This is a genomic window from Mycobacterium sp. ZZG (genome assembly GCF_054786995.1).
In genome coordinates this window covers 112443-136849 of sequence record NZ_JBTBFV010000001.1, presented here as the reverse complement: position 1 = coordinate 136849, position 24407 = coordinate 112443, and the positions used below count along the sequence as shown (strand labels likewise).

Genomic DNA, 24407 nt, shown 5'->3' with positions numbered 1-24407 from the left:
CGCGTCTACGCCGAGAACAGCCGCTGGAGCTCGGTCAGCCACGGCACCGCCAGCGCGATGGTCGGCACCACCAGCACCGCCGCGGCGGTGGCGTACGCGGCGGCGGCCAGCGCCCTGCTGTTGGGCTCGCCGGCGAGCCGGCGTACCCGTACCACGGTCGTCGGCCCGCCGGCGGCCAGTGCGCCTCGCGGCGCCCGAGCCGACGCGCACGCGACGAGCGCCCGCGCCAGCGGGGTCGGACCTTCGGCCCGCACCGCGGCGTCGTCGGCGAGAAGTTCGATCAGCAGCCGCACGGCGTGGAGCGCGTGCCCGCTGCGGACGAGTCGGGGGAAGGCGGCGTGCACCGCGGTGAACATCTCCAGCACCAGATCATGGCGAGCCCGCAGGTGCGCCTGTTCGTGCTCGAGGATCGCCGACATCTCGTTGTCCGACAACGCTTTCAAAGCACCCTCGCTGACCACCACGCGGCTGCGGACCCCGGGCAGGCAGTAGGCCAGTGGTTCGGCGACGTCGAGGATGCGCAGGCCGTTGCCGGCCCGGTGCCGGGGATCGAGGGAACCGACCAGGTCGACCACCATGCGGTGGTGGGCCCGGCGGCGGCGGGTGGCGATGGCGACCTGCAGCACCGACACGATCAACCGGGCGCCGATCATCAAGGTCAGGACGAAGACCACCACGTACGCGGTCCACAGCGGCCAGCCCAGCACAGCGATCTCGCTGACGATGGTGGCGGTAGGCCTGCCGTCGGGTCCGGGCACGAACAGCCGGCTCGCGATCGCGATCCCGGCGGAGAATGCCGAGAGCACCGCGGCCAGCGCGATCGACTGCCAGAGCACGATCGCGGCGCGCGGCGCGCGCAGCGGCCACGAGGCCCGCGCCAGCATCGCAGGCACCGGCCCTGACAGCAGCAGGGCCACGACGGTGAAGGCCAGCGCGGACACGCTGTCAGTGTCTCTCAGCCGGTACCCGGATCGCCACCTGGCCCTCCGATGCGGTGCTTGTCTTCAAGCTCGGCCAGCGCGCGCCGAAGGGCGGCCGCCTCATCGGCGCCGACACGCTCCACAAAATGCACGAGCGCGGCCTCCCGGCTGCCCGAATCGGCGGCCTGGTCGAGGGCGTCCACCATCAGGCCCGCAACCAGTTCATCCCGGCCGTGGGTCGGCGCATATCTGTGCGCGCGGTCGTCGCGGTGCTGCACCACGAGGTTCTTCTTCGCCAGGCGCTGCAGCACGGTCATGATCGTCGTATAGGCGAGGTAGCGGTGGGCAGCCAGGGCTTCGTGTACCTGGCGCACGGTTTGCGGCTCACCTGCGGACCACAAGTGGTCCATCACGGAACGCTCGAGTTCCCCGAGCCTCGTCAGCTTGGCCATCTTCCGTTCATCTCCTACCGGCAGTAGGACCAAAGCCTACTACGTGCTTACTACCGCGTGTCGTACCAGATGACGTCGCAGGCCAGGCGGCCGTGAGTCCGATCACACAGCCTGGCGGCCTCGGGGCCTATGACTATAGTAAGGCTAACCTAACTCACGAACGGGAGGTGACATGACGGTTCTCGTCGAGGATCCGTTGATCGCGAGTATGGCGATCCGGCGCGCGCTGCCGATCCATGAATCGAGCCGCCGCCTGCGGGAGCTCTACCGCGAGTGCCCGCGGGTCTACGGGGTCGCCGTGATGGGCGACCTCTCGCGGAGACGTTGGTGGCCGCTGGCCGAGATCTTGACCACCGACCGTCTGCACGCCATGTTCGAGGCGGGCGTCGCCGAGACCGAGAGCCGGTCCGCGGTGGCCCAGCAGCTGGCTGCTACGTTCGCCCACGTCGTGGTCGGGCGAGTGGTCCCGTTGCTGGCGGTCGAGGGCCGCGCGTGGGACACCGGCCTGGAGAACCTCTGGGTCCATGTCGACTCCGAGGGCGCGATCGACTGGGTCGGCGTGGTGGATCCGACGCTGCGCGCGTTGCCCGAGGATCCGCACTTCACCCGGCGCGGCAACGGTGTTGCAGCCCAGGAGGGCATCGTCGCGCTGCCCAGCGAGGCCGCGCTGACCACCTGGATCGCTCATCGCAGCCACTGCGCGCTCGGCCCCATCTTCGACAAGCTCGCCGCGGTCGGCGCCGGAACGATGAGCGTGCCGGCGATGTGGCATACCGTCGGCGCCACCGTGGTCAGCGCGGCGACTCAGATCCCGCTGCTGGCCGGCACCAGCGAGTTCGTCAGCATGCGCCGGGGACAGGCGGTGCTCGACGCGCTGGTCGGCTTCGGGCTGCCGGTGCGCGGCACCCCCCGGATGAATACCGGGAAGGTCTTGATTAATTAGGCAAGCCTTGCCTATTGTCTTGGTATCGGAACCAACGGACCGCGCCGGAGTCACTGAGGGCTGCAGAGACCCCCGGTCCGATCGAAGGAAGGGCCCCACACCAGGGGTGTGGGGCCCTTCCGCTTTCTCCAGACCCCGCGTCGGAGGTTGCGGCGGCGACGTGTAGACACGACGCGTGACGAGTGAAGTTCCCCAAGGTCTCGGTGACGGTTTCGACAAGGTGCTGGGGCTGACCTATCTGGAGATGACGCCCGACGGCGGACGCGCCACGCTGGAGATCACCGAACAGCTGTTGCAGCCGTGGGGCATCGTGCACGGCGGCGTCTACTGCGCGGTGATCGAGAGCATGGCCAGCGTGTCGGGTCATGTCTGGCTCTGCGAACACGGTGGCGGCACCGTCGTCGGGGTGAACAACAACACCGACTTCCTGCGGGCGATCGGGACAGGGACCGTCACGGCGACATCGACGCCGATCCATCGCGGCCGGCGCCAGCAGCTGTGGTTGATCACCATCACCGACGACACCGAACGGGTGGTCGCGCGGGGGCAGGTCAGGTTGCAGAACATCACCGACGCGTAGCGGCGAATCAAAGCCGGACGCGTAGCGGCGAATCAAAGCCGGACGCGTAGCGGCAGGACGGGCGCGCTGCTGAGTACGCCACGGCGTGGCAGTATCGCCCACTATGCGTTTGACGCCGCATGAACAGGAACGGCTGCTGCTGTCGTATGCCGCCGAACTCGCCCGCCGCCGGCAGGCCCGCGGCGTGAAGTTGAATCATCCCGAGGCAGTGGCGATGATCACCGATCACATCCTCGAGGGTGCCCGAGATGGCCGCACCGTGGCCGAGTTGATGGTCAGCGGGCAGGCGGTGCTGTCCCGCGACGACGTGATGGACGGTGTCCCCGAGATGCTCGACGACGTCCAGGTCGAGGCCACCTTCCCGGACGGCACCAAGCTGGTCACCGTCCACCACCCGATTCCGTGAGGCAGGTGCGACGGTGATTCCAGGAGAAGTCGTCTTCGGGGACGGAGACATCGAGATCAACCCGGGCGCACCGCGGATGGAACTCGAGATCGTCAACACCGGCGATCGTCCGGTGCAGGTCGGTAGCCACGTCCACGTCCCACAGGCCAACCGCGCGTTGCGGTTCGATCGCGCCGCCGCCCACGGACAACGGTTCGACATCCCGGCGGGCACCGCGATCCGGTTCGAACCCGGTGTGGCGCAACGTGTTCGCCTGGTCCCGCTGACGGGCGCGCGTGAGGTGCACGGCCTGAGTCTGGATCCGCCGGGACGTTTGGACGAAAACCGATGAGCGCTCGCGCGAAGAGAGAACCGAGATGACCCTGCTGTCCCGCGCGCGGTACGCGGCTTTGTTCGGGCCGACCGCCGGCGACCGCATCCGGCTGGCTGACACCGATTTGTTCATCGAGGTCACCGAGGATCGCAGCGGCGGCCCGGGGCTGGCCGGTGACGAGGCGGTGTTCGGAGGTGGCAAGGTGCTGCGCGAATCGATGGGCCAGTCGCGCGCAACGCGTGCCGACGGCGCCCCCGACACTGTCATCACCGGCGCGGTGATCCTCGACCACTGGGGGATCATCAAGGCCGACATCGGAATTCGCGACGGTCGCATCACCGCGATCGGCAAGGCCGGCAATCCCGACATCATGTCCGGTGTGCACCCGGACCTGGTGGTCGGCCCGTCCACCGAGATCATCGCCGGCAATGGCCGCATCATCACCGCCGGCGCCATCGACTGCCATGTCCACCTGATCTGCCCGCAGATCATGGAGGAGGCGCTGGGCGGCGGGATCACCACGATCGTGGCCGGTGGCACCGGTCCGGCCGAGGGCAGCAAGGCCACCACGGTCACCCCGGGGGCCTGGCACCTGGCGCGCATGTTGGAGGCGCTCGACACCTGGCCGCTGAACGTGGCCCTGCTGGCCAAGGGAAACACGGTCAGCAGCGACGCCCTGTGGGAACAATTGCGCGGCGGCGCAGCCGGTTTCAAGCTGCATGAGGATTGGGGGACGACGCCTGCGGCGATCGACGCGTGCCTGACGGTGTGCGAGGCGGCCGGGGTGCAGGCCAACATCCACACCGACACCCTCAACGAGGCGGGATTCGTCGAGGACACCCTGGCAGCGATCAAAGGCCGCTCGATCCACGCCTACCACACCGAGGGCGCCGGCGGCGGGCACGCGCCCGACATCATCACCGTCGCCGGTCACCCGAACGTGTTGCCGAGTTCCACCAACCCGACCCGGCCGCACACGGTCAACACCCTCGATGAGCACCTCGACATGCTCATGGTGTGCCATCACCTGAACCCGAGTGTGCCCGAGGACCTGGCGTTCGCCGAGAGCCGGATCCGGCCGTCGACCATCGCCGCCGAGGACCTGCTGCACGACATCGGGGCGATCTCGATGATCGGCAGCGACGCGCAGGCAATGGGCCGCATCGGCGAGGTGGTGATGCGCACCTGGCAGACCGCGCATGTCATGAAGCGCCGCAGAGGATTCCTGCCGGGGGACACCGGCGCCGACAACGCCCGCGCGCAGCGATATGTCGCGAAGTACACGATCTGCCCGGCGGTCGCGCACGGGCTCGACCACGAGATCGGCTCGATCGAGGTCGGCAAGCTCGCCGACCTGGTGCTGTGGGAACCGGCGTTCTTCGGCGTGCGCCCGCACGCGGTGGTCAAGGGCGGGATGATCGCGTGGGCCGCGATGGGTGATGCGAACGCGTCGATCCCGACGCCGCAACCGGTGCTGCCGCGGCCGATGTTCGGCGCCGCACCCGCCGCGGCCGCCGCGACGTCACTGCATTTCGTCGCGCCGCAGGCGATCGAGGACGGCCTGGCCGACCGGATCGCAGTGAACCGCAGGCTCGTCGCGGTGGGCAATGTCCGCGGAATCGGCAAGGCACAGATGCCGCTCAACGACGCCACTCCCGACATCGAGGTCGATCCGGACACGTTTACGGTGCGCATCGACGGTGAGGTCTGGCAGGAGCAGCCCGCGGCCGAACTGCCGATGGCTCAGAGATACTTCCTCTTCTAGGCGAAGTCCTGCCCACGATGACCAATCTGGCCACCCTGCTCGCGCTGTCGGACTCACGGCTGCCCACCGGCGGGCACGTGCATTCCGGCGGTGTGGAGGAGGCGGTGACCAGTGGACTGGTCGTCGACCTGGTCACGCTGCAAGCGTTTCTGCGGCGCAGGATCCGGACCAGCGGCCTCGTCACCGCATCGCTGGCTGCGGCCGTGCACCGCGGGTCCCTGGCCCCGGCCGCGGGCCGGGCCGGCGACGTCGAGACAGATGCCCGCACCCCTTCGCCGGCGGCACGCGCGGCTTCGCGCGCGCAGGGCCGCGGCCTGGTCCGGCTGGCCCGGCGGATCTGGCCGGAGGACGACTGGGACGCCCTCGGCCCGACACCGCACCTGGCCGTCGCCGCGGGGGTGGCCGGCCGGGCCGGCGGCCTGGTACCGGCACACACCGCGCTGTCGCTGGTGTACACGACGATGACCGGGTCGGCGACCGCCGCGCAGCGACTGCTCGCGCTCGATCCCGGCGACGTCGCAGCGGTCGCGTTCGCGTTGTCCCCGCTGTGCGAGCAGACCGCGGCCGAGGCTGCCAAGGAGCTCGCCGACCTTTCCGATCCACTGCTCGACGTGCTCGCTCAACGCCACGCCGACCGTGACCGCCCGTTGTTCGCCTCCTAGAGAGAGTCCCGCGATGCCACCGCATTTCCTGTCGGCCGATTCGGCCGGCCAGCCGCACGGCCACACCCACCGTCCCCGCCGGGAGCGCCGGGTGGGGGAGCCGCTGCGCATCGGCGTCGGCGGTCCGGTCGGCTCCGGCAAGACCGCGTTGGTCGCGGCACTGTGCCGCCAGTTGCGTGACGAGTTGTCCCTGGCGGTGCTGACCAACGACATCTACACCACCGAGGACGCAGACTTCCTGCGCCGCAACGCCGTTCTGCCCGACGACCGTATCGCCGCGGTGCAGACCGGGGGCTGCCCGCACACCGCCATCCGGGACGACATCACCGCCAACCTCGACGCGATCGACGACCTCATCGCCGCTCACTCGGGTCCGGGGCAGGACCTGGACCTGATCCTGGTGGAATCGGGCGGGGACAATCTCACCGCGACGTTCTCCTCAGGTCTTGTCGATGTGCAGATCTTCGTCATCGACGTCGCCGGCGGGGACAAGGTGCCGCGCAAGGGCGGGCCCGGTGTCACGTTCTCCGACCTGCTGGTGATCAACAAGACCGATCTCGCACCGCTGGTGGGCGCCGATCTGGACGTCATGCGGCGGGACGCGGCGGCGGTGCGCGGCGTCCGTCCGTTCGAACTGATCTCGCTGACCGCCGACCCGGCGGCCACGCCGGTGCTGGGCTGGGTGCGCGAGCAACTGCGGGTCGCGCAGGCGCTCTAGTGCGTTCGGAAGTCGTGATCGTCGCCCGGCCCGACCGCCTGCCTCACATCGAGTGCAGCGGCGGGATCGCGGCACGCCGCACCGCCAGGGACACCGTGCATCTGGTGTCGTCGGTGGCGACCCCGCTGGGCGGCGACGCGATCGCGATGCGCGTCGTCGTCGAATCGGGGGCCAGACTCGTCATCAGGACGGTGGCTGCCACCATCACGCTGCCGGGACGCATGACCGCCGAATCCCACTCGGCCTGGGAGCTCGAGGTCGCCGGCGAGCTCGACCTCGACCCGGAGCCGACGATCGTCGCAGCCACCTCGCGGCACTTCACGTCGACGCGGCTGGCGCTGGCCGGGACGGGCGCCGTGCGGCTGCGCGAGCGCATCCAGATCGGCAGATCCGGGGAGCGGCAAGGCTTCTGGAGCGGCTCACTGAACGCCGACCTCGACGGCGCCCCGTTGCTGCGACACCGCGTCGAACTCGGCACGGGAGCCTGCACCGACGACGAGATCGCCGGACCTCGCGCCGCGGTCAGCGAACTGCACTACCCCCGAACCGATGCCGAGACCGACGGGGTGACGCTGGCGCTGGCGGCCGGCGGTGCTCTGACCACCTGGCAGGGGGAGCGACTCTAGCTCGCCGCTTTCTCGGTGTCCTGCACCGAAGCCGCGATCTCCTCGAGTTCCTCGATCCGTGTTCGTGCGTAGGCCTGCTGTTCGGTGATGGTCAGCTGGCCGCGCTTGGTCGACAGGAACGTCACCGTCCAGGACAGCAGCGTGACGATCTTGGTCTTGAAGCCGACCAGATACACCAGGTGCAGCACCAGCCAGGCCAGCCAGGCGATGAAGCCCTCGAACTCCAGCGGGCCGATCTTGGCCACCGCGCTGAACCGCGACACCGTGGCCATCGAACCCTTGTCGAAGTAGCTGAACGGCTCCCGTTCGGACGGGTCTGCGCCCTTGATGCCGGCCTCGATCGCCTTGGCGGCGTACTTGCCGCCCTGGATCGCGCCCTGGGCCATGCCCGGCACCCCTTCGACCGCGGCCATGTCACCGACGACGAACACGTTCGGGTGCCCCGGGATCGACAGGTCGGGGAGCACCTTGACCCGGCCGGCCCGGTCGAGCTCGACACCGGACTGCTCGGCGAGGTCACGGCCGAGCGGGCTGGCCGACACACCGGCAGACCACACCTTGCACGCCGCCTCGATCCGGCGGATGGTGCCGTCGGGATCCTTGACGGTGATGCCATTGCGATCGACGTCGGTGACCATCGCGTTGAGCTGGATCTCGACGCCGAGCTTCTCGAGCCTGGCCTGCGCCTTCTTGCCGAGCTTCTCACCCATCGGCGGCAGTACCGCGGGCGCGGCGTCGAGCAGAATCACCCGCGCCTTGGTCGGATCGATGTGCCGGAACGCGCCCTTGAGCGTGTGGTCGGCCAATTCAGCGATCTGACCGGCCATTTCGACGCCGGTCGGGCCGGCGCCGACGACCACGAAGGTGAGGAGTTTCTCGCGGCGGGCCGGATCGCTGGACCGCTCGGCCTGTTCGAACGCGCCGAGGATGCGCCCGCGCAGCTCCAGCGCGTCGTCGATCGTTTTCATGCCGGGCGCCCACTCCGCGAAATGGTCATTGCCGAAGTAGGACTGACCTGCGCCCGCGGCCACGATCAGGCTGTCGAACGGGGTGATGTAGGTGTGGCCGAGGAGCTCGGAGCGCACGGTCTTGGTTTTCAGGTCGATCTTCGTCACGTCGCCGAGCAGCACCTGCGCGTTCTTCTGTTTACGCAGGATCATCCGGGTGGCGGGGGCGATCTCTCCCTCGGAGATGATGCCCGTCGCCACCTGGTAGAGCAGCGGCTGGAACAGGTGGTGGGTGGTGCGGGCGATCATCTTGATGTCGACATCGGCTCGTTTGAGCGTCTTGGCTGCGGTCAACCCGCCGAATCCCGATCCGATGATCACCACCTTGTGGCGATCGGACGGAGTGGCTCCGGGATGGCTCATTGCAACTCCTTGTCGGGTCCTTGTCGGATGCGGTCGTCCCCTGGGCGGTCTGAGACCTTCCTTGCTTTACCCGTTCCGAACAACGAGAACCTTAGTCGCTGCGCTTCCGGGCGGCGCGGTGACATGCCCCACCCCTGGAATCAGGCCGTGACCAGCGGCTTGAGTGCCTCTCCGAGCGCCGAAACCTGTCCCGGCTGGTAGCCGACGGTCTGGGTGGGCACGAACAGAATGACACCGTCGATGCCTGCGTCGAGGACTTTCTCCTTGACTGCTCGGCGATCTGCCCGGGTGTTCCGGCCACCATCCGCTGCCGGAAATCTTCGGGGATCAGATCGGGGGAGACCCCCTCGCCGACGACGGCACCGACCAGCATGCTCGTCTCCAACGTGTCGGGGTCGCGGTCGATCTCCTCACACCGCTGCCGGGCCACCGCGACCTTCCTGGCGAGCTCGTCGAAGCCGGCGATCACGTTGAGGTGGTCGAAGTGCCGCGCCGCGAGCGGAATCGTCTTCTTCTCGCCGCTGCCGCCAATCATCAGCGGAATGTGTTCGCGGAAGCGGGGATTGGCCATCGCTTCCTGCACCCGGTAGTACCGCCCGGTGAAGGTGGGTCGCTCACCTCTGAGCATCGGCAGGATGATCTCCAGCGCCTCGTCGAGCTTGTCGAACCGGTCGGTGAACGTGCCGAACTCGTAGCCGAGCTGGTCGTGTTCGAGCTCGAACCACCCGGTCCCGATGCCCAGCACCGCGCGGCCCTGGCTGATCACATCGAGTGTGGTGATGTTCTTGGCCAGCAGCGTGGGATTGCGGTACGTGTTGCCGGTGACGAGCGTGCCCAGTTGCACGTTCTCGGTGACCGTCGCCAGCGCGCCGAGGGCGGTGTAGGCCTCGAGCATCGGCTGATCAGGGGTTCCGATGCCGGGCAGTTGATAGAAGTGGTCCATCACGAACACCGAGTCGAAGCCCGCGGCGTCGGGTCGATCCTACGATCCGGCTCCCAGCGGCGACGCCCGTTTTCACGCGCCGCGAACCGCGGAATAAACGATCGCGGAAAAACGTTGCGCGGGCCCGTTCGTCAGCCCGCGCGGGACGCCAGCGTCAGCCGAAGTTGGCGAGCGCGCCGTGGGTGACGTGCAGGGTCTGTCCGGTGATGTGACGAGCGGACGGAGTCGTGAGAAACAGCGAGAGCCGGGAAATCTCGGCTGCGACCGAGGGGGGCGTGGTGCCGAGCCCGTCGTAGCCGGGTTCCACGGCGCGTCCCACAGCCACGGCGTTGACGGTGATGCCGCGGATGCCGAAGTGGGTGGCCTGGCCGGCGGTCCAGTCAGAGACCGCGGCCTTGACCGCAGACGCGGCGCCACCCTCGTGGGTGAAGTCCGGGATCACGCTGACGATCGAGCCGCCGGACCGCATGTGGTCGCCGAGCACCTGCACGGTCAGCATCGCGGCCACCACGGTGGCGTCGAACAGGCCGCGCCACTCGGCGGCGTGGTCGTTGAGCGTGTAGGTGCGGACGTCGCCGCCCGGCCAGGTCGGCGCGGGAACGTTGATGATGGTGTCCAGGTGCGCGGGGACGTGTCCGTGCAGCTCGGCGACCGAGGCGGGATTGGTGTTGTCGAACACCAACGCGTCGGCGTCGAGTTCCTTGGCGAGAACCTCGACCTCCTCGCGGCGCCGGCCGCCGACCAGCACGGTGTGGCCGGCTTCGGTGAAGCTCTCCGCGATCGTGCGTCCCAGATCCGTGTCGCATCCTGTGATCAGCACATCCATCGGCGAGCCTCCTGTTGTGTTCGACGCTGAACCCCAGCGAGTGGCGCCAATGTTACTGGACAGTAGCTATATGGGAAAATGCGACGCGCCGACCCGGTAACACGCCCGGGGCGGGCGGCGATGGACAGAGCGAGAGAACACCAGACCGCTTCGGCACCGTGACACCACCCGCGCCACGCGCGGGTGGTCTTGCGCGTCAGCTACCTACGACAGCGCCTTTAACAGCAGGTATGCGTTGGTCAGCAATGTAACGATTCGGCACATTTTGAGCACCTCACACTTGCGTCACGCCAGCAACACGGTAGTTTCTTCCCCATGGACCAGCCGGACGTGCATTTCCCGCGCCGTAAAGGGCTGCCGACGTCGTTGCGACGCTCGGCGCTGACCGGCGCCACCGCGGCAGCACTGGCCGCGGCCTTGACCGTGCCCGCAGTGGCCTACGCCCAACCCGCACCGCCGCCCAGCCCCGCGCCGGCCCCCGCCGTCGAGGCGCCTGCGGCGCCCCCGGCGGCACCGCCCCCGGCCGACCCGAACGCCCCCGTGCCGCCGGCTCCTGCGCCTCCGCCGCCGCCGGCGGATCCGAATGCCCCGGTACCGCCCCCGGCCGACCCGAACGCCCCCGTGCCGCCGGCCGACCCGAACGCTCCGGCGGCGCCCGCCCCGGAACCGGGCCGCGTTGACAACGCCGCCGGCGGTTTCAGCTACGTGGTGCCCGAAGGCTGGGAGGTCTCCGACTCCACCCAGCTGTCGTACGGGCAGGCGCTGCTGACCAAGCTGCCGCCCGCAGGATCTCCGCCTGACACGCAGCCGCCGAATGACACCAGTGTGCTGCTGGGCCGGCTGGACCTGAAGTTGTTCGCCGGCGCGGAGACCGACAACACCAAGGCGGCCCAGCGGCTCGCCTCGGACATGGGCGAGTTCTTCATGCCGTTCCCGGGCACCCGGATCAATCAGCAGACCGTTCCGCTGGAGAACAACGGTGTCGCGTCGTCCTACGAGGTGAAGTTCACCGACACCAACAAGCCCAACGGCCAGATCTGGGCCGGTGTGGTCGGGACGCCGGTTGCGCCGGGCACCCCGCGCGGACAGCGCACCCCGGAGCGGTGGTTCGTGGTGTGGCTCGGTACGGCGACCAACCCGATTCCGCAGGAGCAGGCCGTCGCGTTGGCGAACTCGATCCGCCGCTGGACGCCTCCGCCGCCTCCGCCGGCCGCGGACCCGAACGCTCCGGTGCCGCCCGCCGATCCGAATGCGCCGCCGCCGGATCCGAACGCGCCCGCCCCGCGGCCCGCGGTCGGTGTGCCGGTCCCGGTCGATCCGAACACCGCCCCCGGGATGCTGCCGCCCGCCTGATCGTGTCCGTTCGCTGCCTGTTTGCACGACCCTTTCGTTACCCGAGGTAGGTATACCTGGGGCATGGCCCGGTCGCGGCCGCACCGGGTCGACGCGGTGACAGACAGGAGTTCGTGATGGACGTCGTGGCAGCTACCGAAATTCTGGCCCGTTCGACAACGCTCACCAGCGTCGGCTGGATCGGCTACATCATCATCGGGGCGATCGCGGGATGGATCGCCGGCAAGATCGTCAAGGGCTCCGGCTCGGGCATTTTGATGAACATCGTGATCGGCATCGTCGGTGCCCTCATCGGCGGTTTCCTTTTGAGTTTCTTCCTCGACACCGCCGGCGGCGGCTGGTGGTTCACCTTGTTCACCGCGATCCTCGGCTCGGTGATCCTGCTGTGGATCGTCGGTAAGTTCACCAAGTCGCGCGTCTGAACCCCGGACCCGTGATGCGCGCATGGCAGGTGCGCACACCCAGTCCGATGTCGACTCGCCCGCTGGTCTCGGTGACCGTGCCGGTGCCGCGGGCCGGACCCGGTGAACTGCTGGTCGCCGTGCGGGCGTGCGGGGTGTGCCGGACGGATCTGCACGTCGCCGAGGGCGACCTGCCGGTGCACCGTCCGTCGGTGGTCCCCGGCCACGAGGTGGTCGGGGAGGTTGTCGAGATCGGTGCGTCGCCGGAGGGGCAGGCGGCACCGCGCTTCGCGGTCGGCGACCGGGTCGGTATCGCCTGGCTGCGCCACACCTGCGGGGCCTGCCGATACTGCGTGAGCGGGCGGGAGAACCTGTGCCCGGAGTCCAGGTACACCGGGTGGGACGCCGACGGCGGTTACGCCGAGTACGCGACGGTTCCGGAGGCGTTCGCGTTGCGCCTGCCCGGCGGCTACGCCGACACCGAGTTGGCTCCGCTGCTGTGCGCGGGAATCATCGGGTATCGGGCATTGCTGCGTGCTGACCTGCCGCCCGGAGGGCGCTTGGGAATCTACGGATTCGGGGGCAGCGCGCACCTGACCGCGCAGGTGGCGCTGGCTCAGGGAGCCGAGGTCCATGTGATGACCCGGGGGCAGCGAGCCCGCGAGCTCGCGCTGGAGCTCGGCGCAGCGTCGGCGCAGGGGCCCGCGGATCCGCCGCCGGTGCCGCTGGATTCGGCGATCCTCTTCGCCCCGGTCGGCGATCTGGTGCTGCCCGCGTTGGCGGCCCTGGACCGGGGCGGCACGCTGTCCATCGCCGGCATCCACCTCAGCGACATCCCGGTGCTCAACTATCAGCGACACCTGTTCCAGGAGCGGCAGATGCGGTCGGTGACGTCGAACACCCGCGCCGACGCGCAGGCGTTTCTCGATTTCGCCGCCGGGCACCGGCTCGAGGTCACCCATCCGCGGTATCCGCTCGACCGCGCCGACGAGGCGCTCGGCGACTTGGCCGCCGGGCGGGTCGCCGGGGCGGCCGTGCTGGTCGTCTAGCCCGCCCCGGCCGCCCGGCAGGTCATGACAGGTGCCACACCAGTGCGGCGGCCAGCGCCCCCAGTCCGTTGAGTGACCAGTGCAGCGCGATCGGCGCGATCAGGCTGCCGCTGCGGCGCCGCAGCCAGGAGAACACGAAACCGGCGGCCGCGGTCGCCAGCACCGCGCCGACCACCCCGGCGACCATCCCGAACACCCCGCCGCCGAGGATCTTGGTGAACCCGACGTTGCTGGCCGTCAAGCCCAGCGAGGTGGCGACGTGCCACAGCCCGAACAGCACAGAGCCGGCCGCGGCGACGCCGCGCCAGCCCCAGGCCCGGTCCAGCGCGCCGTGCAGCACGCCCCGGAACGCGAGCTCCTCGGGGATCACGGTCTGCAGCGGGATGATGATCATCGACGCGATCAGCGCACCGGACAGCGTCGCGTAATTGTTGTTCAGAAACATCGGCCGCGTCCACGGCAGCAGCGCCCCGATCGCGATCACGGTCCCGACCAGACCGACCGCGCCCAGGGCGTACCCGGCGCCGGACTTCCAGTGCTCCCGGCCCAGCCCCAGTTCCGACCAGCCGAGCCCTCGCGAGCGGATCAACACCAGCAGTCCCAGCGCGGCGGCGGGCACCACGGCGACGTTGGCCCACGGGGTGGTGAAGTGAGCCAGCAGGTTGGTCAGCGCCAAAACGACGACGACGACCGCGATGTCGACATAGATCCGGAAGTGATGCAGCGCGGCGAGCTGGGCCACCACGGGGTGCGGCTCGGCGGAGGCTGCGACGGCATCTGACATAACCGCACCAGCTTACCGGCTATTCGTTGTCCCCCCCGGTGGACGCGGTGGCGTCACTGCCGGCTGTGCCGAAGCCCGATTCGCGCGCGGCGGGCCACACCCAGTCCTTCACCTCCGGGATGTCGTCGCCGTACGCGCGGGTGTATTCACGCGCGGCGATCCGCTTGTCGGCCATCTGCTGCCGCAGCGTCGCGCACCGCGAACCCAAGGACGGAACCCGGTCGATCACGTCCATCACCAGGTGATACCGGTCCAGATCGTTGAGCATGACCATGTCGAACGGGGTGGTCGTGGTGCCCTCCTCCTTGTATCCGCGGACATGGAGGTTGTCGTGCCCGGCCCGGCGGTAGGTCAGCCGGTGGATCAGCCACGGATAGCCGTGATAGGCGAAGATGATGGGGCGGTCGGTGGTGAAGATGACGTCGAAATCGCGATCGGACAGCCCATGCGGATGCTCGGTCGGGTCCTGCAGCCGCATCAGATCGACGACGTTGACGAACCGCACCAACAGATCCGGCAGGTGCCGACGCAGGATGTCGGCGGCGGCCAGCGCCTCCAGCGTGGGGATGTCCCCGGCGGAGGCCAGCACGACGTCGGGATCGGTTCCCAGTTGTTCCGAACCGGCCCACTCCCAGATGCCCACGCCGCGGATGCAGTGCGCGACCGCCTGCTCCATGGTCAGGAAGTTGGGCGAGGGCTGCTTGCCCGACACCACGACGTTGACGTACTGCCGGGACCGCAGGCAGTGGTCGTAGGTGGACAGCAGCGTGTTGGCGTCCGGCGGCAGATAGACCCGCACCACCTTGGCGCTCTTGTTGACCACGTGGTCGATGAAGCCGGGGTCCTGGTGGGAGAACCCGTTGTGGTCCTGCCGCCAGACGTGGCTGGACAGCAGATAGTTCAGGCTGGCGATGGGCCGCCGCCACGGGATGCCGTTGGTGACCTTGAGCCACTTGGCGTGCTGGTTGAGCATCGAGTCGACGATGTGGATGAACGCCTCGTAGCAGTTGAACAGCCCGTGTCTGCCGGTGAGCAGATAGCCCTCCAGCCAGCCCTGGCACTGATGCTCGGACAGCACCTCCACCACCCGGCCCACCCGGGCGAGGTGCTCGTCGACCTCCGGGCCGAAGAACTCGGCGTTCCACTGCTTGTCGGTGGCGTCGTAGACGGCCTGCAGGCGGTTGGACGCCGTCTCGTCCGGGCCGAAGATGCGGAAGTTGTCCGGGTTGAGCCGGATCACCCCGGTGAGCCACTGGCCGAGCACCCGGGTCGCCTCGGCCACCGTCGCTCCCGGTGCCGGGACGTCGACGGCGCACTCACGGAAATCGGGCAGCCGGAGGTCCTTGAGCAGCAGCCCGCCGTTGGCGTGCGGGTTGTCGCTCATCCGTAGCTGCCCTCGCGGCGCGAGCTCGGCGATGTCGGGCATCAGTTTCCCGTCGTCGTCGAAGAGTTCGCCGGGGCGGTAGGAGGCGAGCCAGTCGGCGAGCACCGCGAGGTGTTCCGGGGTGTCGCGGGCGCTGGCCAGCGGTACCTGGTGGGCCCGCCACGAACCCGTGGTCTTCTTGCCGTCGATGGTGGCCGGACCGGTCCAGCCCTTGGGTGTGCGGAACACGATCATCGGCCACATCGGGCGGGACTCGTCACCGGCGCGGGCCCTCGCCTTGATGGCGGCGATCTCGTCGAGGACGTCGTCGAGCAGGGTGGCGAAGCGCCGGTGGGCATCGGCATGATCCACGCCCGGCCCGCCCTCGTCGTCGGGGACTTCGAAGAAGTACGGGCGGTGACCGTATCCGACCATGAGCGCGCGCAGCTCGTCTTCGGGGATGCGGGCCAGCACCGTGGGGTTGGCGATCTTGTAGCCGTTGAGGTGCAGGATCGGCAGCACCACGCCGTCGTGCGCGGAGTTGGAGATCTTGTTGGAATGCCAGCTGGTCGCCAGCGGCCCGGTCTCGGCCTCGCCGTCGCCGACCACCGCGGCCACCAGCAGGTCTGGGTTGTCGAATGCCGCACCGTAAGCGTGCGACAGCGCGTAACCCAGTTCGCCGCCCTCATGGATCGACCCGGGGGTCTCCGGCGCCACATGCGAGGGGATGCCGCCGGGGAAGGAGAATTGGCGGAACAGCCGGCGCAGTCCCTCGTCGTCCTGGGTGACGTCGGAGTAGATCTCGCTGTAGGTGCCGTCGAGGTAGGTGTTGGCCACCAGGCCGGGGCCGCCGTGTCCCGGGCCCGTCACGTAGATCGTCGACTGGCTCCGTTCCTTGATCACCCGGTTGAGGTGGGCGTAGAGGAAGTTCAGCCCCGGCGTGGTGCCCCAGTGCCCGAGCAATCGGGGCTTCACGTCGTCGCGGCTCAGCGGCGTGCGCAGCAGCGGATTGTCGAGCAGATAGATCTGACCGACCGACAGATAGTTGGCGGCGCGCCACCACCGGTCCACTTGATCGATCTCCGCGTCGCTGAGCGGACGGCGTTCCACGGTCTTCCATGCGATCGGGGAGGTATCGGCTGTGGTCGTGGCAGTCATCTCTTCATCCAACTCGGCATCGAGGTCCAGTCAACCCGTACCCGATGGCGTGCGCGTTAATCTTTTGCGCACCGTTATCGTGTTCGGATGTCCGAGGGTGCGTTGCTGCCGTCGCTGCGCGTGCTCGACCTGGCGTCCGGGGACGCCGACGCAGTGAGCCGCATCCTGGCCGACCTCGGCGCCGACGTGCTGAAGATCGAACCCCCGGGTGGGTCCACGACCCGGACCGCCGCGCCGGCGGTCGACGGCGTCGGGGTCGGGTTCACCGTGAACAACGCGAACAAGCGATGCGTCCGGCTGGATCCGGGCAGCAGCGCGGACCGCCGACGGCTGACGGACCTCGCTGCCGCGGCCGACATCGTCGTGGAGTCGGGACATGCCGAACCCGGAAGTGACGGCATCGCAGCGGCTTTCGGACTGTCGGGGCAGGGCCTGGCGGCACGGTTCGGGCACCTGGTCGTCGTGTCGGTCACCGACTTCGGCACCACCGGTCCGTACGCACGGTGGCGCGCCACCGACGCGGTGCTCTACGCGATGTCCTCGGCGCTTTCGCGGACCGGACCGACAACGGGAACGCCGGTGCTGCCCCCTCGCGGTGTCGCGTCGGGCACCGCGGCGGCGCAGGCGGCCTGGGCCGCACTGGTCGCGTACTTCGACAGATTGCGTTGCGGCAGGGGAGAATTCATCGACGCCTCGCGCTTCGAGGCCGTTGTGCAGGCGCTGGATCCGCCGTTCGGCACCGAGGGCCAGGCCGTGGTCGGCGTGAAGTCGCCCGACCGGTTGTGGCGTGGACGGCCACGGAACCAGCAGATCTACCCGATCGTCGAATGCCGTGACGGGCAGGTGCGGCTGTGCCTGCTGTCGCCGCGGCAGTGGCGGAGTATGTGGGACTGGCTGGGGCGGCCCGAGGAGTTCGCCGGACCGCAGTTCGAGACGATCGCCGCCAGGTATGCCGCGTCGCGCACGCTGAACGCCGCCATCGGCGCCCTGTTCGCCACCCAGACCAGGGCCGAGCTCGTCGCGCAGGGCCAGGCCCGCGGCGTCCCGGTGGTGGCGGTGCTCTCGCCGTCAGAGGCGTTGTCGGCCGACCATTTCCAGCAGGCCGGCACGCTGACCGAGGCATCGCTGACGCCTGCAGCCACGATCGTGATGCCGGGGGGCGCGCTGGTGGTGGACGGCATGCGCCACGGGTACCGGCACGGGCCGGAGTCCGTCGAGATCGCCGAGTGGCGGCACCGGGTCGAGCCTGCGCCGGCGTCCGGAGCCGCCGGCGCCCGTCCGTTCGAGGGACTGCGCATCCTCGATCTCGGGGTGATCGTGGCCGGCGGTGAGCTGGGCCGGCTGTTCGCGGATTTCGGCGCCGACGTGATCAAGATCGAGAGCGCGGCTTATCCGGACGGGTTACGCCAGACCACGCCGGGGACGCTGATGAGCCGGTCGTGGGCGCTCGCGCACCGCAACCAGCGCGGCCTCGGGCTCGATCTGCGCCATCCGGCCGGCGCGGCGGTGTTCCGCCGCCTCGTCGGAGGCGCCGACGCGGTGTTCGCGAACTTCCGGCCCGGAACCCTTGCCTCCCTGGGCTTCGGCTACGAGCGGCTGCGGGAGCTCAATCCAGGCATCGTGCTCGCCGAGAGCAGCGCGTTCGGCGATCGCGGTCCGTGGAGCGCGCGGATGGGTTACGGACCGTTGGTCCGGGCGTCCTCGGGCGTCACGCGGCTGTGGACGTCCCCGGATGCGGCGCCCGGCGCGACCTACGATGCGACCACGGTCTTTCCCGACCACCTCGTCGGCAGGCTCACCGCGATCGCCGCGCTGGCCACCCTGATCCGGCGCGCGTTGACCGGCGGGCCCGGCGGTCATGTCCACATCTCCCAGGCCGAGGCCGCGATGAGTCAGCTGGCCGAACACTTCGCTGTCGAATCGGCTACCGGCGCAGGCCTTCCCGTCCGTCTCGGCGAGGACATGGACGCGGTGTTCCCGTGCGCCGGGGACGACGAGTGGTGTGTGATCTCGCTGCGCACCGCGGCACACCGTGCGACGCTGGCGGACCTGCTCGGGATCCCGCGATTGCCCGACGACCGAGCCGCACTCATCGACGCGGTGTCGCGGTGGACCCGCAGCCGCACCAACATCGGCGTCGCCCGCCGCCTGCAGGAGGCGGGAATCCCCGCCGCGCCCATGTACCGCGCGGCCGATGTTCTCGCCGACCCGCAGATCCGGGCCCGCAAGCTGTTGCGCCCGATGACCCATCCGCTGGTCGAGCCGGTGATGCCGGCCGAGACCGCGCCGGCGCCTTTGGCCCGGATCCCACGCGCCGGTTCGGGCCCGGCCCCCATGCCGGGCGAGCACACCGCCGAGATCTGCCGGGACGTGCTCGGCATGACCCCCGCGCACGTCGACGACCTGGTCGCCGCCGGCGCGTTGTTCACCCATCAGCCCATTGAGCGAAAGGCCCCCGCCTAGATGCCCATCGATCCCAGGACGCCCGTCCTCGTCGGCTACGGCCAGGTCAACCAGCACGAGGAGGATCCCGGCGTCGAGCCCATCGACCTGATGGCCGCGGCGGCCCGCGAGGCGGCCGACCCCCGGGTCCTGGAGGCCGTCGACGCGGTCCGCGTCGTCAATCTGCTGTCCTGGCGCTACCGCGACCCCGGACTACTGCTGGCGCAACGCATCGGGGCCGACAAGGCGACGACGCGCTATACCGGCATCGGGGGCAACGTGCCGCAGACCCTGGTGAACCTGGCGTGCCTGGACATTCAGCAGGGCCGGGCCGACGTGGTGCTGATCGCCGGCGCCGAGACGTGGCGTACCCGGACCCGGCTGCGCGCCGCGGGCCGCAAACCGGCGTGGACCAAGCAGGACGAATCGGTGCCGGTGCCGCCAGGGGCCGACGAGGGCGTGCCGATGGCGGGCCCGTCCGACATGCGGATCAACCTGGACCGACCGGCCTACGTCTACCCGATGTTCGAGCAGGCGGTGCGCATCGCCGCCGGGGAATCACCCGACGAGCATCGCAGGCGCATCGGAGGGTTGTGGTCGCAGTTCTCGGCGGTGGCCGCGGACAATCCGCATGCGTGGAGCCGCGACGCGTTGACCGCCGAGGAGATCTGGCAGCCGTCGCCGAAGAACCGGATGATCAGCTGGCCGTACACCAAGCTGATGAACTCCAACAACATGGTCGATCAGGGGGCGGTGCTGATCCTGGCCTCGGCCGAGAAGGCCCGGTATCTCCAGATCCCTACCGAGCGTTGGGTTTTCCCCTACGCCGGAGCGGACTCCCACGACACCTACGCCATCGCCGAGCGGGCCGAGTTCCACACCTCGCCGGCCATCCGCATCGCGGGCCGGCGGGCGCTGGAACTGGCCGGCACCACCGTCGACGACATCGACCTGATCGACGTGTACTCGTGCTTCCCGTCAGCTGTCCAGGTGGCCGCCGCCGAGCTGGGCCTGCCGGTCGGGGATCCGGCGCGGCCGCTGACGGTCACCGGCGGCCTGACGTTCGCGGGCGGACCGTGGAACAACTACGTCACCCACTCGATCGCGACGATGGCCGAGCGGCTCGCCGCCGAACCCGGACGCCGCGGCCTGATCACCGCCAACGGCGGCTACCTGACCAAGCACAGCTTCGGCGTGTACGGCACCGAGCCGCCGTCACATGAATTTCGTTGGCAGGACGTGCAATCCGAGGTCGACCGGGAGCCGACCCGCCGCGCCGCGGTGGAGTGGACCGGGGTCGGCACCGTCGAGTCCTGGACCACACCGGTCGACCGCGACGGCGCACCGGAGAAAGCGTTCCTGGCGGTGCGCACGCCCGACGACGCCCGGGCGCTGGCGGTGATCACCGACCCTGCAGGCGCCGAGGTCACGGTGCGTGAGGACATCGCCGGCGCCGCGGTGCGGGTGCACCCGGACGGTACCGCGTCGCTGGAATAGGCATGGGGTAACCCTGGTCACGGGGCGTCGGCGGGCACATCGGTGTACCGCGGCACGTAGGTGTCCGCCGAGAAGGTGAAACCCTTGCCGCTGGTCTCAGAGAGACACGAAATACCGGTCGCCTCTTGCACATTGCACCGGAATCCGGCCGCGGCGAGGATCCGGTTGAACGGCAGCGCGGTCGCCGGCTCGGAGTCGAGGCCGAACGCGGGCGCCTCCAGCGCGATGAAACTCGGGTCGGAGTCACGGTCCACCACGACGGCGTTCGGTGTGCCGGGTTCGCCGTCGTCGCCGGGTACCTCCTCGGGTGCCGCGCTGACCCCGATACTCGCGGCGTTCTGCGCGTTCTGACAACCCGCCCGCACGCGGGGAACGATCGCACACTCCCACCGCCCGCTCGGGGAGGTGAAGTAGTAACCGGTCCGGCCGTCGACCTCGGCGAGGAAGTCGTGGGCGTTGGCCAGGTGGGCATTGCTGGGTCTGGTGGTCGAGGTCGGGGACTGCGCAGCGGGAGCTGGGGGCCGGGTTCCGTCGTCGGTGGTGATCACGGTCGGACCGGAGCAGGCGGCGCCGGCGACGACGAGCACGGGCAGCGTGGCGCGGAGAAGGGGATGCATGTCGGTGTCCAAGCCTGCCATGCCCGGCGGTCGCTCATCGCAGTTCGTCACGCAGTTCGCCGTCGAGTGACACCCGCACCAGCGCGGCGGCCAGGTTCGCGGCCCGCCTCGGCGCCAGCGCCGCCAGCCGGTCCGGGTCGCGCGGCAGTCCCAGCGCGGCCGCCGCGGTGACCGCCCGATCGTCGAAGTAGGGCCGCACCCAGGTCCAGGTGTCCTGGATCTCGCGCAGGAAGATGTCGGCGCCGGTGTCGCCGATGCCTTTGAACCGGGTCAGCAGGTGCTTGGTCTTGTCGGGGTCACGGCCGCCGGCGACGGCCATCCGCCGCAGGTCGCCCGCGTAGTCCTGGTCGATCATCGTGGCGATGTCGACCGCACGGGTGGCCGAACTCTCGTCGTAGCGGACGTAGCGGGCCCGTCCGAACGCATGGATCAGCGCGGACCGCTCGGCGTCGCGCACGGCACGCGGGGTGCGCAGCCCGGCGCGGAACATCTCGCGGGCCGCCCGGGTGGCGATGGCGGCGTCGATCGGCTTGCTGGCGAGCATGCACAGCAACAGCAGCTGGAACAGCGGCATCGGTTTGTCCCGCAGCCGGATCCCGGCCTCCTCGGCGTACGTGGTTCCGGCGCGGCCGAGTAGACGCTCGACGAGTTGTTCCTGTGCCGACGTGGCCATGCCGGCACGGCTTTCCCGAATCCACCCCGCGGAAACCCCCGCCGGTGGCCGCCCTAGGCGGCGGCCACCTGCGTGTCGCCCGCCGGCGCCAAGGCCTGCGCGACGATCTCGGCGACGTCAGTCATCGGCCGCACGTCCAGCGCCTCGAGCACCTCGGCCGGCACGTCGTCGAGGTCGGCCTCGTTGCGGTGCGGGATGAACACCGTCGACAATCCGGCCCGCTGCGCAGCCAGCAGCTTCTGCTTGACTCCGCCGATCGGCAGCACTCGCCCGTTCAGCGTGACCTCGCCGGTCATGCCGACATCGGCGCGCACCTGCCGACCGGTGGCCATCGACACCAGCGCCGTCACCATCGTCACGCCGGCCGACGGACCGTCCTTGGGCACCGCGCCCGCGGGCACGTGCACATGGATCCGGCGGTCCAGCGCCTTCGGGTCGACGCCGAGTTGCGCCGCGTGCGAGCGGACGTAGGACAGCGCGATCTGCGCGGACTCCTTCATCACGTCGCCCAGCTGACCGGTCAGCTGCAACCCTGGCTCTCCGTCAGTGGCGCCCGCCTCGATATAGAGGACGTCGCCACCCAGGCCGGTGACCGCCAGCCCGGTCGCGACGCCGGGCACCGCCGTGCGTTCGGCCGATTCCGGCAAGAACCGCGGACGGCCCAGGTACTCGACGAGATCCGGCTCGTCGACGACGATCGGCCCGGGTTCGGAACCCTCCTGTGCTCCTCGCACGCGCGCCGCCAGCTGGGTGGTGACCTTGCGCAGCGCCTTGGCCAGGAGCCGTTCGTACTGCCGCACACCGGGCTCACGGGTGTAGTCCGCGGCGATCTTGCGCAGCGCGGCCTCCGTGATCGTGACCTCGTCAGTGGTCAGCGCGGCCCGTTCGGACTGTCGCGGCAGCAGGAAGTCACGTGCGATCGCGAGCTTGTCATCGGCGGTGTACCCGTCGATCTCGACGAGCTCCATGCGGTCGAGCAGTGCCTGCGGGATGTTCTCGATCACGTTGGCCGTGGCCAGGAACACCACGTCGGACAGATCCAGATCCAGATCCAGGTAGTGGTCCCGGAACGTGTGGTTCTGCGCAGGATCGAGCACCTCCAGCAGTGCGGCCGCCGGGTCGCCCCGGTAGTCGGAGCCGACCTTGTCGATCTCGTCCAGCAGCACAACGGGATTCATCGATCCCGCCTCGCCGATGGCCCGCACGATCCGGCCGGGTAACGCGCCGACATAGGTGCGGCGGTGCCCACGGATCTCGGCTTCGTCGCGCACACCGCCCAGGGCGACCCGCACGAACTTACGGCCCAACGCGCGGGCGACAGACTCACCGAGCGACGTCTTGCCGACACCGGGCGGACCGGCCAGCACCATCACCGCACCGGAGCCGCGACCGCCGACGACGGACATTCCGCGCTGAGCGCGGCGGGCCCGCACAGCCAGGTATTCGACGATGCGGTCCTTCACGTCGTCGAGCCCGTGGTGATCGGCGTCGAGGATCTCTCGGGCCATCGTCAGATCGGACGAGTCCTCCGTGACGACGTTCCACGGCAGGTCCAGCACGGTGTCGAGCCAGGTGCGGATCCAACCGCCCTCGGGGCTCTGCTCGCTGGACCTTTCCAGCTTCCCGACCTCGCGCAGCGCGGCCTCGCGCACCTTCTCCGGCAGGTCGGCGGCTTCCACCCGGGCCCGGTAGTCATCGGAACCGTCGGGCTCGCCTTCGCCGAGCTCCTTGCGGATCGCGGCCAGCTGCTGGCGCAGCAGGAATTCCTTCTGCTGCTTGTCCATTCCGGCGCGGACGTCCTCGGCGATCTTGTCGTTGACCTCGACCTCGGCCAGCTGGGACCCGGTCCAGTCGATGAGCTGACGCAGCCGGGCGTCCACATCCGCGGTCTCCAGCAACTCCCGCTTCTGCACGTCGCTCAGATACGACGCGTAGCCGGCGGTGTCGGCGAGCGCGGACGGGTCGGTGATCTTGTTGACCACGTCGACGATCTGCCAGGCCTCACGGCGCTGCAGCATCGCCAGCAGCAGCTTCTTGTATTCGGCGGCGAGCGCCCTGGTGGCGTCGGTGGCTTCCGCCTCGGCCACTTCCTCGATGAACACCCAGAGCGCGGTGCCGGGGCCTGTGGTCCCGGATCCGATGTGGGCACGCTTCTCACCCCGCACCACCGCGGCCGCTCCGCCGCCCGGAACCCGGCCGACCTGCACCACCGACGCGAGTACGCCGGAGGTGGGGTAGCGGTCGTCCAGCCGCGGTGCGATCAAGAGCTTGCCGGTCTCGCTGGCCTGCGCGGCATCCACCGCGGCACGCGCGGCGTCGTCGAGCTCGATCTGCACCACCATGCCGGGTAGCACGATCGGCTCGCTTGCGAAGAGGACCGGCACGGCCCCCGGCGTATGTATAGCTTCAGGCACTAAACCTCCAAAGTTGAACCTTATGCGCTCAACCTTGTGGGTGGTGGTTTTGTTCCCGCCCCGTGCCGTCCCCCGGTCTGACCACCCGCACGGGTGATGCCGTGCCGCACCTGCCCGGGTAGATCTGTGCGG

The 24407-nt window shown here is 69.6% G+C and carries 22 protein-coding genes and 1 pseudogene; 13 read left to right on the top strand and 10 right to left on the bottom strand.

Annotated features, from left to right (window positions below; genetic code table 11):
* Positions 1–5 precede the first annotated feature (5 nt).
* Complete coding sequence (locus ACXMYJ_RS00735) at positions 6–941, bottom strand: M56 family metallopeptidase (protein ID WP_460353242.1); 936 nt, start codon at positions 939–941, stop codon at positions 6–8.
* Between the two features lie 14 nt (positions 942–955).
* Positions 956–1372, bottom strand: a complete 417-nt coding sequence (locus ACXMYJ_RS00730) for a BlaI/MecI/CopY family transcriptional regulator (RefSeq protein WP_443187287.1) — start codon at positions 1370–1372, stop codon at positions 956–958.
* A gap of 172 nt (positions 1373–1544) precedes the next feature.
* Here ACXMYJ_RS00730 and ACXMYJ_RS00725 point away from each other — a divergent pair, with 172 nt between their 5' ends.
* From ACXMYJ_RS00725 to ACXMYJ_RS00690, 8 genes are all read left to right on the top strand, one after another.
* Entirely contained in the window at positions 1545–2315 is a 771-nt protein-coding gene (locus tag ACXMYJ_RS00725) for an iron reductase (RefSeq protein WP_443187286.1), read from the top strand.
* Positions 2316–2490: 175 nt separating this feature from the next.
* Positions 2491–2895, top strand: a complete 405-nt coding sequence (locus ACXMYJ_RS00720; RefSeq protein WP_260752714.1) for a PaaI family thioesterase — start codon at positions 2491–2493, stop codon at positions 2893–2895.
* 103 nt (positions 2896–2998) lie between these two features.
* The gene (locus tag ACXMYJ_RS00715; RefSeq protein WP_260752715.1) at positions 2999–3301 is read left to right on the top strand and encodes an urease subunit gamma; all 303 of its coding nucleotides are present in this window, start codon (positions 2999–3001) and stop codon (positions 3299–3301) included.
* Positions 3302–3314: 13 nt separating this feature from the next.
* The gene (locus ACXMYJ_RS00710) at positions 3315–3632 is read left to right on the top strand and encodes an urease subunit beta (RefSeq protein WP_443187284.1); all 318 of its coding nucleotides are present in this window, start codon (positions 3315–3317) and stop codon (positions 3630–3632) included.
* Between the two features lie 25 nt (positions 3633–3657).
* Entirely contained in the window at positions 3658–5379 is a 1722-nt protein-coding gene (locus ACXMYJ_RS00705) for an urease subunit alpha (RefSeq protein WP_443187283.1), read from the top strand.
* A gap of 17 nt (positions 5380–5396) precedes the next feature.
* Positions 5397–6041: an urease accessory protein UreF gene (locus ACXMYJ_RS00700; RefSeq protein WP_443187282.1), complete on the top strand. Its 645-nt coding sequence runs from the start codon at positions 5397–5399 to the stop codon at positions 6039–6041.
* 13 nt (positions 6042–6054) lie between these two features.
* On the top strand, positions 6055–6759 hold the full coding sequence (ureG, locus tag ACXMYJ_RS00695; RefSeq protein ID WP_443187281.1) for an urease accessory protein UreG: 705 nt from the start codon (positions 6055–6057) through the stop codon (positions 6757–6759).
* Complete coding sequence (locus ACXMYJ_RS00690; RefSeq protein WP_443187280.1) at positions 6759–7385, top strand: urease accessory protein UreD; 627 nt, start codon at positions 6759–6761, stop codon at positions 7383–7385. Before ureG ends, ACXMYJ_RS00690 begins: the two co-directional genes overlap by 1 nt.
* On the opposite strand, the gene ACXMYJ_RS00685 is transcribed toward ACXMYJ_RS00690, so the two are convergent.
* From ACXMYJ_RS00685 to ACXMYJ_RS00675, 3 genes and pseudogenes are all read right to left on the bottom strand, one after another.
* A complete protein-coding gene (locus tag ACXMYJ_RS00685; RefSeq protein WP_443187279.1) occupies positions 7382–8755 on the bottom strand; it encodes an NAD(P)/FAD-dependent oxidoreductase in 1374 nt (457 codons plus the stop codon). The two genes, ACXMYJ_RS00690 and ACXMYJ_RS00685, sit on opposite strands and share 4 nt — an antisense overlap.
* A gap of 140 nt (positions 8756–8895) precedes the next feature.
* Positions 8896–9728 (bottom strand): annotated as a pseudogene (locus ACXMYJ_RS00680) (LLM class F420-dependent oxidoreductase); the annotation flags it as partial.
* A gap of 124 nt (positions 9729–9852) precedes the next feature.
* Positions 9853–10524, bottom strand: coding sequence for an SDR family oxidoreductase (locus ACXMYJ_RS00675; RefSeq protein ID WP_460353236.1), 672 nt, complete (start codon positions 10522–10524; stop codon positions 9853–9855).
* Positions 10525–10839: 315 nt separating this feature from the next.
* Here ACXMYJ_RS00675 and ACXMYJ_RS00670 point away from each other — a divergent pair, with 315 nt between their 5' ends.
* The 3 genes from ACXMYJ_RS00670 (at position 10840) to ACXMYJ_RS00660 (ending at position 13327) form a co-directional block, all read left to right on the top strand.
* Positions 10840–11877: an APA family fibronectin-binding glycoprotein gene (locus ACXMYJ_RS00670; RefSeq protein ID WP_460353234.1), complete on the top strand. Its 1038-nt coding sequence runs from the start codon at positions 10840–10842 to the stop codon at positions 11875–11877.
* Between the two features lie 116 nt (positions 11878–11993).
* On the top strand, positions 11994–12299 hold the full coding sequence (locus tag ACXMYJ_RS00665; protein WP_260752728.1) for a GlsB/YeaQ/YmgE family stress response membrane protein: 306 nt from the start codon (positions 11994–11996) through the stop codon (positions 12297–12299).
* 14 nt (positions 12300–12313) lie between these two features.
* The gene (locus ACXMYJ_RS00660) at positions 12314–13327 is read left to right on the top strand and encodes a zinc-binding alcohol dehydrogenase family protein (protein WP_460353231.1); all 1014 of its coding nucleotides are present in this window, start codon (positions 12314–12316) and stop codon (positions 13325–13327) included.
* A 22-nt stretch (positions 13328–13349) separates the two neighbouring features.
* On the opposite strand, the gene ACXMYJ_RS00655 is transcribed toward ACXMYJ_RS00660, so the two are convergent.
* Together ACXMYJ_RS00655 and ACXMYJ_RS00650 are read right to left on the bottom strand one after the other, a co-directional pair.
* On the bottom strand, positions 13350–14111 hold the full coding sequence (locus tag ACXMYJ_RS00655) for a CPBP family intramembrane glutamic endopeptidase (protein WP_260752730.1): 762 nt from the start codon (positions 14109–14111) through the stop codon (positions 13350–13352).
* A 19-nt stretch (positions 14112–14130) separates the two neighbouring features.
* Positions 14131–16632 (bottom strand): phosphoketolase family protein, encoded by a 2502-nt coding sequence (locus ACXMYJ_RS00650; RefSeq protein WP_460353229.1) that lies wholly within the window; start codon positions 16630–16632, stop codon positions 14131–14133.
* Positions 16633–16719: 87 nt separating this feature from the next.
* Between ACXMYJ_RS00650 and ACXMYJ_RS00645 the strand changes: the two genes are divergently transcribed.
* Entirely contained in the window at positions 16720–19095 is a 2376-nt protein-coding gene (locus ACXMYJ_RS00645; RefSeq protein WP_460353226.1) for a CaiB/BaiF CoA-transferase family protein, read from the top strand.
* A complete protein-coding gene (locus tag ACXMYJ_RS00640) occupies positions 19096–20571 on the top strand; it encodes an acetyl-CoA acetyltransferase (protein WP_260752731.1) in 1476 nt (491 codons plus the stop codon).
* A gap of 17 nt (positions 20572–20588) precedes the next feature.
* On the opposite strand, the gene ACXMYJ_RS00635 is transcribed toward ACXMYJ_RS00640, so the two are convergent.
* Genes ACXMYJ_RS00635 through lon form a run of 3 tightly spaced genes read right to left on the bottom strand, consistent with a single transcriptional unit; the run spans position 20589 to position 24245 of the window.
* Positions 20589–21209, bottom strand: coding sequence for a hypothetical protein (locus ACXMYJ_RS00635; RefSeq protein ID WP_260752733.1), 621 nt, complete (start codon positions 21207–21209; stop codon positions 20589–20591).
* A 13-nt stretch (positions 21210–21222) separates the two neighbouring features.
* The gene (locus tag ACXMYJ_RS00630; RefSeq protein ID WP_443187271.1) at positions 21223–21861 is read right to left on the bottom strand and encodes an endonuclease; all 639 of its coding nucleotides are present in this window, start codon (positions 21859–21861) and stop codon (positions 21223–21225) included.
* A gap of 53 nt (positions 21862–21914) precedes the next feature.
* Complete coding sequence (gene lon / locus ACXMYJ_RS00625) at positions 21915–24245, bottom strand: endopeptidase La (protein WP_443187270.1); 2331 nt, start codon at positions 24243–24245, stop codon at positions 21915–21917.
* Positions 24246–24407 lie beyond the last annotated feature (162 nt).